Origin of the sequence: Kaistella solincola (genome assembly GCF_000812875.1) — a bacterium.
Taxonomy (GTDB): Bacteria; Bacteroidota; Bacteroidia; order Flavobacteriales; family Weeksellaceae; genus Kaistella; species Kaistella solincola.
The window spans coordinates 93,836-105,998 of the sequence record NZ_JSYK01000001.1 but is presented as its reverse complement, the minus strand read 5'-3'; the positions used below and the strand labels follow the sequence as shown (position 1 = coordinate 105,998).

Annotated in this window: 8 protein-coding genes; 5 read left to right on the top strand and 3 right to left on the bottom strand. The window is 41.1% G+C overall.

The window, feature by feature from the left end; genetic code table 11:
* Window positions 1–86 precede the first annotated feature (86 nt).
* From OA84_RS00460 to OA84_RS00445, 4 genes are read left to right on the top strand one after another with little or no spacing between them, the layout of a single operon-like run.
* Window positions 87–530, top strand: coding sequence for a hypothetical protein (locus OA84_RS00460; protein ID WP_039340756.1), 444 nt, complete (start codon window positions 87–89; stop codon window positions 528–530).
* A gap of 58 nt (window positions 531–588) precedes the next feature.
* Complete coding sequence (locus tag OA84_RS00455; RefSeq protein ID WP_039340753.1) at window positions 589–1,818, top strand: efflux RND transporter periplasmic adaptor subunit; 1,230 nt, start codon at window positions 589–591, stop codon at window positions 1,816–1,818.
* Between the two features lie 6 nt (window positions 1,819–1,824).
* On the top strand, window positions 1,825–4,974 hold the full coding sequence (locus OA84_RS00450; protein WP_039340750.1) for an efflux RND transporter permease subunit: 3,150 nt from the start codon (window positions 1,825–1,827) through the stop codon (window positions 4,972–4,974).
* A 26-nt stretch (window positions 4,975–5,000) separates the two neighbouring features.
* The gene (locus OA84_RS00445; RefSeq protein WP_039340747.1) at window positions 5,001–6,410 is read left to right on the top strand and encodes an efflux transporter outer membrane subunit; all 1,410 of its coding nucleotides are present in this window, start codon (window positions 5,001–5,003) and stop codon (window positions 6,408–6,410) included.
* Window positions 6,411–6,511: 101 nt separating this feature from the next.
* On the opposite strand, the gene OA84_RS00440 is transcribed toward OA84_RS00445, so the two are convergent.
* Complete coding sequence (locus tag OA84_RS00440; protein ID WP_039340744.1) at window positions 6,512–7,051, bottom strand: RNA methyltransferase; 540 nt, start codon at window positions 7,049–7,051, stop codon at window positions 6,512–6,514.
* A gap of 72 nt (window positions 7,052–7,123) precedes the next feature.
* On the opposite strand from OA84_RS00440, the gene mutS reads away from it, so the two are divergent.
* A complete protein-coding gene (gene mutS / locus OA84_RS00435; RefSeq protein WP_039340741.1) occupies window positions 7,124–9,709 on the top strand; it encodes a DNA mismatch repair protein MutS in 2,586 nt (861 codons plus the stop codon).
* A gap of 15 nt (window positions 9,710–9,724) precedes the next feature.
* Here the strand turns inward: mutS and OA84_RS00430 are convergent, their stop codons facing one another.
* Window positions 9,725–11,563, bottom strand: a complete 1,839-nt coding sequence (locus OA84_RS00430; protein WP_039340738.1) for an ABC transporter ATP-binding protein — start codon at window positions 11,561–11,563, stop codon at window positions 9,725–9,727.
* A gap of 124 nt (window positions 11,564–11,687) precedes the next feature.
* Window positions 11,688–12,077 (bottom strand): DUF4293 family protein, encoded by a 390-nt coding sequence (locus tag OA84_RS00425; protein WP_039340735.1) that lies wholly within the window; start codon window positions 12,075–12,077, stop codon window positions 11,688–11,690.
* Window positions 12,078–12,163 lie beyond the last annotated feature (86 nt).

Genomic DNA, 12,163 nt, shown 5'->3' with positions numbered 1-12,163 from the left:
TTTTCATAAAGAAATCTTAAAACTTCTTTTTGGTTCGTTTAGTTCTGAACTAAATTGTATTTTTGCCCCACTTCCTAAATTTAATAATGAAAGTTGATAAAGAATTATTTCGCGAAATGGTAAAATTTTATGGTGATGCCTACCATTTACCGCCTCTTGCTGCGAAAATTTATGCTTATCTGGTTTTTGATTTCGAGCGTAAAGGCGTTTCCTTTGATGAATTTGTAGAGGTTTTAGCCGCGAGTAAAAGTTCGGTTTCGTCAAATCTTAATTTGCTCCTTAATTTAAAAATCATCAAAGATTTTAATAAAATAGATGAACGGAAGCGCTTTTTTGTGATGAACGAAGATTTTATGAAAATCCGTTTTGAAGAACTCATCGAAATGATGCAACGCGAATTGTTAATTATTGATAACATAAAGCAAATCCGCGATACTAAATGCGAGGTAGCACTTGCTAAATTCGACATTTATAGGAATCTTTTTGAGAAGAATATTTCTAACATCAAAGAAACATTGAAACAACTTTAAAATAAAGTAGACGCACTTACTTAAGACTTCTTAAGCAAAAAAATATAAAAATAAGTTCATGAAAAATAAAATTATACTTCTGTCATTTTCAGTTTTGTCGGTTTTGTCCTGCAAAAAGCAAGATGAAAAACCGCCGCAAGGTCCAAAAGCAGTTTCCACCGTTCAGGTAGAAACCAGAAATGTGGTGGGTTACTCCACATTTCCGGCAAAAATTGAAGGCCGTGTGAATAATGATGTTCGTGCAAAAATGCAGGGTTACATCACGCAGGTTTTGGTAGATGAAGGACAATTTGTGCGTAAAGGTCAACCTCTTTTCCGTCTTGAAACCAATTCGCTTAACCAATCTGCAAACGCTGCGAGAGCCGGAGTTGGCGCCGCGCGTTCCAGTGTTGCCGCTTCCGACGCTAATGTGAAAGCTGCGCAATCTGCTGTAAACGCCGCGCAGGTGGAAGTAAATAAACTGAAGCCATTGGTGGAAAAAAATATCATCAGCAGTGTTCAGCTGCAAACCGCGCAAGCGAATTTAGCGAAAGCACAGGCGCAGGTTTCTCAGGCAATTGCTTCAAGACAGCAGGCGAGCGCAGGTGTGGCACAAGCGCAGGCAAATTTTCAGGGTGTTCAGGCGAATATAGATTATTCCGTCATTCGGGCGCCTATTTCAGGAACCGTGGGTAAAATTAATTTCCGAACCGGAAGTTTGGTAGGTCCCGGCGATCCAATGCCTATTTCTACAGTTTCTGATACCAGCGAGTTATACGCTTATTTTTCAATGAACGAAAAAGAATATCTGGATTTCCTGAAAAATGCTGAAGGTGCAACCGTTCCGGAAAAAATAAAAAATATGCCGCCAGTTGAGCTAATTTTAGCGAATGGCGATGTGTACGCTGAAAAGGGTTATATCAAAGCAATCACCGGACAAATCGATCCGTCCACGGGAAGTATTCAGTTCCGGGTGTCTTTCCCAAATCCGAATAAATTGCTGAGCAACGGAAACAGCGGAACCATAAAAATTCCGGTCGCGTATGATAATGCGTTGGTATTGCCGGAAAGCGCTACGTATGAGCAGCAAGGTCTGGTTTACATTTATAAAGTAAATCAGGATACGGCGAAAAGCAACGTGATTTCCATCATCGACCGTGTGAACAATATGGTGATTATTAAGGAAGGTGCGAAAAAAGGTGAAGTGGTAGTTGCCGAAGGGGTAGGAACGATAAAATCCGGTTCTCCGGTAAAACCTCAACCAAAGAAATTTGATGACATTATCAATGCTATAAAACCGCAATTCTAAAATAAGATGATAAAAAAGTTTATAAACAGACCGGTTCTTTCAACGGTAATTTCCATTATCATTGTCATTTTAGGTATTCTGGGCTTGGTTTCCTTGCCAGTAACCCAATATCCGGATATTGCGCCGCCAACCGTAAGAATCTCGGCAAATTATACCGGAGCCAATGCGCAAACGGTGATGAACAGTGTTGTTATCCCGATCGAAGAACAGGTAAACGGTGTGGAAGGAATGGATTATATTTCTTCTTCAGCCGGAAATAACGGTTCCGCTTCCATTCAGATTTTCTTTAAACAGGGGATTGATCCCGATATCGCCGCGGTAAATGTTCAAAACCAGGTGCAGCGCGCAATGCCGCTTTTACCATCGGAAGTTACACGCTCCGGAGTGCAGGTGAACAAGCAGCAAACCAGTGCGTTGATGTATCTGACATTTTTCACCTCAAATCCTGATTTAGATGAGGTTTGGTTGCAGAATTACATGAACATCAATATTATTCCGGCTTTAAAACGGGTAAATGGTGTAGGTGATGCAATGGCTTTTGGCGGAAAAAATTACGCGATGCGAATTTGGCTAGACCCCGCAAAAATGGCGGCGTACGGCCTGGAACCTTCGGAAGTTTCTGCCGCTATCAACGAGCAGTCGCGTGAAGCAGCTGCCGGTGCCTTGGGCGAAAACAGCGGAAGTTCTTTTCAGTATATCATTACCTACAAAGGGAAATATAATGAAGTTGACCAGTTCGAAAATATTATTCTCCGTGCCATGGGCAATGGTGAATATCTCCGTTTAAAAGATGTCGCAGAAATAAAGCTCGATGCGCAAAGCTACGGCGGAATCGGGGAAAACAACGGTCGACGCTCTATCAGTATGGGAATTTTCCAGACGCCGGGTTCCAACGCGCAGGAAATTATTACCGAAATTAAAAAACTGCTCGCAGAGACCGAAAAAACTTTGCCTAAAGGCATAGGTTACAGTATAAATTTCGATACCAATGAATTCCTCGAAGCTTCAATTGCAAAAGTAATTACCACTTTGCTGGAAGCTTTCGTATTGGTGTTTTTGGTGGTTTTCCTCTTCTTGCAGGACTTCCGTTCTACCTTAATTCCCGCTATTGCGGTACCGGTTTCCATTATCGGAACATTCTTCTTCCTGAATTTACTCGGTTATTCCATCAATTTATTGACGCTTTTTGCATTGGTTCTGGCCATCGGTATTGTTGTCGATGACGCGATTGTCGTCGTGGAAGCCGTGCACGCTAAAATGGAACACGGCATTACGGACGCTAAAAAAGCTACGGTTGAAGCCATGGACGAAATCACCGGCGCAATTATTTCCATTACTTTGGTAATGGCGGCGGTATTTATTCCCGTAACATTTTTAACGGGTCCAACGGGTGTTTTTTACCAACAGTTTGGGATCACGCTGATAATTGCTATTTTAATTTCCGCAGTTAATGCGTTAACGTTAAGTCCGGTTTTGTGTTCGTTATTTTTGAAACCGCCAAAGCACCATAGTAAAGCATATTCTGAAATGAATTTCATGCAGAAATTCTTCAGCAAGTTTAATGCAGGATTCAGTGCGACTACGAGAAAATACGGCAATTCATTCTCGTATTTATTACGACACAAATGGGTGACTTTACTCATTTTTGCCGCCGGAGCACTTACTTTTTGGTGGGCAAGTTCTACCATGCCAACCGGTTTTATTCCGAAAGAAGACCGCGGAATTTTATTTACCGATGTTCAGCTTCCTCCTGGCGCGTCTATGGAGAGAACTTATAATATTCTAAAAGATTTGCAGGCTGAAGCCCGAAAAATTCCCGGTGTACAAAACGTAAGTTTTACCGCGAGCCGTGGTTTCATGTCTGGTCAAGGTTCAAACGTCGGTCAGGCTTTCATCAAATTAAAACCTTTTAATGAACGCGGCCACGAAAAAGGACAAAGCGTTGACGAAATCACCAAGAAATTATTTGGTTTGGCAGGTAAATATCCCGATGCTAAAATTATCTTCTTCTCGCCACCAAGTGTTCCCGGATTTGGTTCCAGCGATGGTTTTTCGGCCGTTTTGCTCGATAGATCCGGCGGTGACATCAATGAATTAAATAGTGTAACTCAAAATTTCATCGGTGCTTTAATGCAAAGACCGGAAATACAGTTTGCTTCAACTTCTTTCAACACCAATTATCCGCAGTTTCAAATGGTGATTGATGTTCCGCGCGCAAAAGAAAGCGGCGTTACTTTGAACAGTATTTTAAGTACCATGCAAGGATATATTGGTGGAATTTATTCCTCAGATTTTACCAAATACGGAAAGCAGTTCCGCGTTATGGTTCAGGCTTTGCCTAATGACCGTCGCGATCCGGAAAGCTTAAATTCCATTTTTGTGAAAACCGCTTCCGGCGCCATGGCTCCGATTTCCCAGTTTGTAACTTTGGAAAAATCTTTCGGGCCGCAATCTTTGGAGCGTTACAATCTCTTTACCTCAGTTGGAATCAGCGGTTCAAGTAATCCAGGTTTTTCCACCGGTGATGCGATTAAAGCCGTTCAGGAAGTTGCGGCAGAAAATCTGCCGGCGAGTTATGATGTAGAATTTACGGGACTTTCGAAAGAAGAAATGAAAGCGGGTTCCCAGACTTACGTCGTCTTTTTATTGAGCTTTCTTTTCGTTTACTTTATTTTGGCGGCGCAGTACGAAAGTTATCTGCTCCCGTTCTCGGTGATTCTTTCTTTACCGTTAGGAGTTGTAGGCGCATTTTTTGGTCAGAGAATTTTTGGGCTTGAAAACAACATTTATTTCCAAATTGCCATTATCATGTTGATAGGTTTGCTGGCGAAAAACGGTATTTTGATTGTGGAATTTGCCCTGCAGCGGCGCCATCACGGTGAATCAATTGCGATGTCCGCTATTAATGCCGCAAAAGCACGACTAAGACCAATTTTAATGACTTCTTTTGCCTTTATTTTCGGGATGTTGCCACTGGTTTTTGCGACCGGAATTGGTTCCGTCGGAAACCGATCAATTGGTACAGGTGCGGCCGCAGGTTTGCTTATCGGAACATTTTTCGGGTTGATTGCAATTCCGGTGCTGTATGTCATTTTCCAATATCTGCAGGAAAAGGTTTCACCATTGAAGAAAAAAGAAATTAATCTTTCAGAATAATTCAGGTTACGAAAAATTAGAAAAAAATGAACAAAGACCTCAAAATAAATTTATTTTCGCTCGTCATTAGCGTGGTTTTTCTTTCGTCGTGTATGACGCGTGAAAAGTACGTAACGCCGAAAAATGTGGTTAATGAAAACCTGTTCCGCACAGATTTGCTGCCGAAAGATTCTACTTCGATGGCAACGATTTTCTGGAAAGATTTTTTCACCGATCCCATTTTGCAGAAACATATCGCCACGGCGCTCGAAAATAATCTGGATGTTCGCGTAGCGCTTCAAAACATCAGCGCTGCAGAATCTTATTTAAAGCAAAGTAAAGCTGCGTATTTGCCAACACTTTCTGCAGGACCAAATTACACCTTTCAAACACAATCTTTGAATACCCAATCCGGGCAGATTTTAAATCAAAGAAAATACAACAATTCGTTCGATATTTCTGCGAACGCCAGTTGGGAAGCTGATATTTGGGGAAAATTAAAATCCCAGGAAAAGGCAGAATTAGCAAATTATTTAGGGAGCGTCGCAGCGCATCAAACCGTGAAAAGCGATTTGGTCGCAAGCATCGCTTCCGCGTATTATCAGCTTTTGACTTTCGATAATCAGAAAAAAATCATCAACGAAACCATTTTGGTCCGCAAGAAAAACCTCGAAACAACAAACGCGCTGAAGGAGGCCGGCACGCTGACCGAAGTTGCCGTTCAGCAAAGTGAAGCCCTGGTTTTCAATGCCGAATCCATGTTGATCAGCATCGATGTTCAGATTGCTTTGCTTGAAAATACAATCAGTCTGTTGATGGGCGAACCAAGTCACGCCATCGAAAGATCGACCATTTTTGCACAACAAATGCCGGCCAGTTTGGAACTGGGTTATCCCGCAAATCTTTTGGCAAACCGCCCGGATGTAAAAGCTGCTGAATATCGTTTGATGAATGCTTTTGAATTGACCAACGCCGCAAAAGCTAGCTTTTACCCGAGTTTGAGGTTAACCGGCAGCGGCGGAATTGGTGCTGCAGATTTAGATAATTTATTCAGTGTGAATTCGCTTTTTGCCAATGTGGTTGCGGGTTTAGCACAACCGATTTTAAATAAAAGACAAATCCGTACGCAATACGAAGTCAGCTTGGTGAATAAAGAAATCGCTTATTTGAACTTTCGAAGATCAGTGTTGACAGCTGGAAAAGAAGTTTCTGATGCGCTGAAAATTTATCAGGCGCAGGATTCTTTCATTAATTTGAAAAGACAGGAGCTCGACGCATATAAAAAATCGGTGGGTTATTCGCAGGAACTGGTGAACTACGGTCTTGCGAATTATCTGGAAGTTCTCAACGCGAGCGTCAATCAGCTTAATGCAGAACTTAACATTTCCAACGCGGAATATTCTAAATTAGACGCCGGCATCGAACTCTATCGCGCGCTCGGTGGCGGTTGGCGATAATTTCAACTAAAATTAAAAATCTCTTTCATTTTTTGAAAGAGATTTTTTTGGCCGCTATTTGGCTGTTTTTTCCGATTTAGCAAAAAGATATTTAGCAAAAATTACTGCTTTAAAGCCTGAAAAAATTCCCACATTACAATTCCGCCACACACCGAAACATTTAACGAATGTTTAGTTCCCAGCTGCGGAATTTCCAGGAAATTGTCATAAAAGGGAAAAGCTTCGTCGCTTAAACCATCCACTTCATTTCCTAAGACCACGGCATATTTTTCGGAATTATTCACGGCAAAATCGGCAATATTTTCAGAATTGGAAGTTTGCTCAATTCCAATGATTTTGAAGTTTTCTTGTTTTAATTTATTCAGTGCTTCAGCGGCATTTTTTTCGTAAATCCAGGTAACGCTTTCCGTCGCGCCCAAAGCCGCTTTTTGAATTTCGCGATGCGGCGGTTGCGGTGTAATGCCGCACAAAACCACTTTTTCAATCAAAAAAGCATCTGCCGTACGGAAAATTGCGCCCACATTATGCATGCTGCGAACATTGTCCAAAACCACAACGAGCGGCGTTTTTTTCGTCTGTTTAAATGTTTCAACATCTATTCGTCCTAATTCTTCCAGTTTCAGTTTCTTGGTGGAGCCCATTTTCGTATTTTTGGCAAAAATAAGGTTTTTAAGCCTGAATTTTTCCGTTCAACAATTTTTAAAAAAGATGCCGTGGCAAAAGAAAAAAAGGAAACTCCACTCATGACGCAGTACAACACCATCAAGGCGAAATATCCGGATGCGCTGTTGCTTTTTCGCGTGGGAGATTTTTACGAAACTTTTGGTGCAGATGCCATTCGCACGGCACAGATTTTAGGAATTGTTTTAACAAAAAGAGCCAACGGCGACGGGCATATCGAACTCGCGGGTTTTCCGCATCATTCAATTGATTCTTATTTACCGAAACTGGTGCGCGCCGGTTTGCGTGTCGCGATTTGTGATCAACTCGAAGATCCAAAATCGGTAAAAGGAATTGTAAAACGGGGCGTCACCGAGCTCGTAACGCCCGGTGTAACTTTCAACGAGCAGGTTTTAAGCTCGAAAAAGAATAATTTTCTACTTTCCATTCATAAGGAAAAAGAAAAATACGGTTTGGCTTTGATCGATGTTTCAACGGGAGAATTTCTTGCTTCGGAAGGGAATTTAGAGCAGTTGCTGCACATTGTCGGCACTTTTGATCCGAGCGAAATTATTTACCAAAGACGCACGGAACTGCCGACTCAGCTTGCAAACCGAAGTTCTTTCAAGCTGGAAGACTGGGCTTATCAATACAATTATGCCTACGAAAAATTAACCGGTCATTTCAAAACAAATTCCTTAAAAGGTTTCGGAATTGAAGATGTAAAACTGGGAATTATCGCCGCCGGCGCCATTTTCGCTTATTTGGTGGAAGATACGCACCACGCTCTTTTACAGCATATTACGACCATAAAACTCATTCCGAAAGATGATTATCTGATGATGGATCATTTTACCTTGCGGAATTTAGAAATTGTTTTCCCAAGCCATCCGCAGGGAAAATCTCTGCTCGATATTATCGATAAAACCTGCACGCCAATGGGCGGAAGATTGCTGAGACGCCGGCTTATTCTGCCTTTAAAATCGGTGAGCGAAATTAACCGCAGGTTAGATTTGGTTGAATTTTTCAATAAAGAAGAAAATCTGAAATACGAAATCCTTCAACTTTTAAAATCCATTTCAGATTTGGACCGTTTGCTCGGGAAACTGGCGTCGGAAAAAATCTGTCCCAAAGAAATTGGTTATTTGCGGCAAAGTTTGCTGAATATTCACAAAATTAACGAGCTGCTGCGTCCGCACGATGAAGTTTTAGCCTGGGTTTCACCTTTGCTGAATCTGGAAGAGCTCATTAAATATCTGCAAAAGAATGTGAATGAGGAACTTCCGGTAAATATTTCGAAAGGAAATGTCATAAAAACCGGAATTTCTGAAGAGCTGGATCACCTGCGCGGGCTTCAAACCAAAGGAAAAGATTTTCTCGAGGAAATGTGCGACCGCGAGGTAAAGCGCACCGGAATAACAAGTCTTAAAATCAGCTTTAATAACGTTTTCGGTTATTATATTGAAGTCCGAAATTCGTATAAAGATAAGGTTCCCGACGATTGGATCCGAAAACAAACTTTGGTTAACGCGGAAAGATACATCACCGAAGAGTTGAAAGAATATGAAGAACAGATTTTAGGCGCTGAAGAAAAAATTTCGAAAATTGAGCAGGAGCTTTACCGCCAGGTTTGCGAAAATGTGATGGTGTACATCGATCAGATTCAGGAAAATTCCAAGATTATCGCGGAACTGGATTGTGGCGTAGGTTTATCGGAACTCGCGGTTTCAGATAGTTATACGAAACCCGTTTTAAATGACGGATTTGAAATCGATTTGAAAGAAGCGCGTCATCCAATCATTGAGAATGCCTTGCCTTTGGGCGAAAAATATATCCCAAACGATTTATTTTTGGCAAAAGATTCACAGCAGATTATCATGGTTACCGGCCCGAATATGGCGGGAAAATCGGCTATTTTACGGCAAACGGCAATTATTTGTCTGCTCGCGCAAATCGGCAGTTTTGTTCCGGCAAAACATGCAGAAATTGGTATTTTAGATAAGATATTTACGCGTGTCGGTGCTTCAGATAATATTTCTTCAGGCGAATCTACTTTTATGGTGGAAATGAATGAGGCTGCAAATATTCTGAACAATATTTCGGAACGAAGCCTGATTTTATTAGATGAAATTGGGCGCGGAACTTCCACATACGACGGTGTTTCCATTGCCTGGGCGATTGCAGAATATCTTCACCAACATCCGACGCAGGCGAAAACTTTATTTGCTACGCATTACCACGAACTGAATGAAATGACGGTGAATTTCGAAAGAATTAAAAATTTCCATGTTTCAATTCAGGAGCATAAAGGAAGTATTATTTTTCTGCGGAAACTGGTGCCGGGCGGAAGTGAACACAGTTTCGGGATTCATGTGGCGAAATTAGCCGGAATGCCTTCGAAAGTGGTAAACCGCGCAAGTGAAGTGCTGAAAACTTTAGAAAAAAGCCGTTCACAAAGCGGATCAAAAAACTCCGCGAAAGCGATTACCGAAGAAAGTCTGCAGCTTTCATTTTTCCAGCTTGATGATCCGGTTTTAGAAAATATACGCGAAGAGCTGCTAAAAATTGATGTGAATACTTTAACGCCGATTGAAGCCTTGATGAAACTGAATTCGATTAAAAAGATGATAGGGCGATAATTTTTTTCGGGTTATTTACCCGAAATTTTGCAAATCAACGAGTTTGCGGTATATGCCGTTTTTACCGAATAATTCCTGATGCGTGCCCTGCTCAACGATAATTCCGCGTTCCATCACCACAATCCAGTCCGCTTTTTGAATAGTTGAAAGTCGGTGCGCAATTACGAGTGAAGTGCGGTTTTCCATCATTTTTTCTAATGCTTCCTGCACAAATCTTTCGCTTTCTGTATCAAGCGCAGAGGTTGCTTCATCCAAAATCATGATCGGCGGATTTTTCAAAACCGCGCGCGCGATGGAAACTCTTTGTTTCTGTCCACCGGAAAGTTTGTTGCCGTCATCGCCGATGTTGGTGTAATATTTTTCAGGTAGATCTTCGATGAAGTGATGCGCGTTTGCGATTTTCGCCGCCGCAATGACTTCTTCTTCGGTGGCGTTGGGTTTCCCCATCAAAATATTATTGAAAACCGAATCATTGAATAAAACCGATTCCTGAGTTACCATTCCTAAAAGGTTTCGATAATCAGTGACTTTCAGGTTTTTTATGTTTTCGCCGTCAACCAGAATTTCACCTTCGGAAACATCATAAAAACGTGCCAATAAATTCGCAACCGTTGTTTTTCCGGAACCGGACTGGCCGACCAACGCGATGGTTTTTCCTTTCGGAATCACCAGGTTGAAATTTTTCAGAATAATATTGTCTTTATCGTAGAAAAATCCGATGTTTTTAAATTCTATTTTTCCTTTTAATGTTGAAATAGGCAGCGGGTTTTCAATTTCATCAATTTTCAAATCGTAGTCCAACACTTCGGAAACACGGTCTAAACTCGCCATTCCTCCCTGGATATTTGAAACGGCATTCGATAATTTTTTTGCCGGTTCCAGAATTTGAAAAAACATACCAATAAACACCAAAAAAGTTTCAGGTTCCATGGTTTGTGCATTCAGGATTTGAACTCCGGCAAACCAGGTGATAATTAAAATGGTTACAGAACCTAAAAATTCGCTCATCGGTGAAGCCAATTCGCGGCGGCGGCTCATGCCAATTGCATATTTCTGCCAGTTATCGGTGGTGGAATTAAAGCGGTTTTTGAGAATTTTGTCAGCATTAAAAATTTTAATGACTTTCGAAGATTTCAACGTTTCATCAACTAATGAAAATAAATTCCCGAGTTCTTCCTGCGCGGCGGTGGCTTTTTTCTTTAAACTTTTACCAACCCAGCCGATTATGCCGCCCATTACAGGAAAAACCAGCAAGGAGAAAAGGGTAAGCTGAGGTGAAAGTATAAATAAAGTGATGAGCGAGGTAATGATCATAAATGGCGAATTAATGACATCCACCAAACTTCCCATAATTCCGTTTTCAACGCTTCCGATATCGTTGGAAATGCGCGACATCATATCACCTTTGCGTTTTTCGGTGAAAAATGAAACCGGTAGCTTCAGAAACTTATCGTACATCGCGGTGCGGAGATCTTTTGTAATACCAACGCGGTAATTTACAAGAAGATAAGCGCCCAAATAGCGGAAAATATTCCTGAAAAGAAAGGCTACCGACGTGATTACACATAATACTGCTAAAACTCTTACGGCACCGTATTGATCGATATTTGTCTGAATAGTATAGTACGCCCAATCCTTAGCAAAACCAAAAAAATCAACAATTCGCCCGGAATATTTTGGTGTTACGGAAGTATCAACTTTTTCTACGGTGCCAAACATCAAACCTAAAATGGGCAGCATGGTGGCGACTGAAAATATATTCAGCACGGAATACATGATATTGAAAAAAATGCTGGCAAACAGAAACCGCTGGTGAGGTTTTGCGAAGAATAAAATGCGTTGAAATGGTTTCATTCACTAATTTAAGGGGCAAAATTACGGAATTTAAAAATGTTCCAGATAAAAAATAGCGTAGGGTACTGAAATGAAAAAACAGCCCAAAAATGGGCTGTTTCACTCAAAAAAAATCGTTGTACGTCTAGCGGAGTCTGTCTACAGATTTTACGAGCCGATCATCTTTCCGAATAAATAAGTTTGCAATCAGTAAAAAAACAATTGCTAAAAGTGGAAAAAGTGGCTCAATACCCTTCTCAGGAAAATCAATTCCTCCGGGTAAGGTGAGTATCCAATACGCCAATAAACCGAGCAACAAAGCGTTTATAAAAATGCTGATGTTATTCAGCAAAATCTGTCGTTTGCGTTCTTTAAAGCTCAAAATGCTGATAAATCCAAAAAGCACCAATACCACACAAATTACAGAAATAATGGGTAGCGGACCGAAAAGCGAAAAATCCTGGCCGGTAATAAATAAAAATACCGCGCTTAAAATCGCTAAAAATATCCAAACTGTTTGTATCCGTTGCAGCATATATGGTGATTTCTGCCTACAAAAATAGCAATAATTTTTTGCATAATTAAAATAAAAACGTAGATTTGCAGCTATAACGACCTATA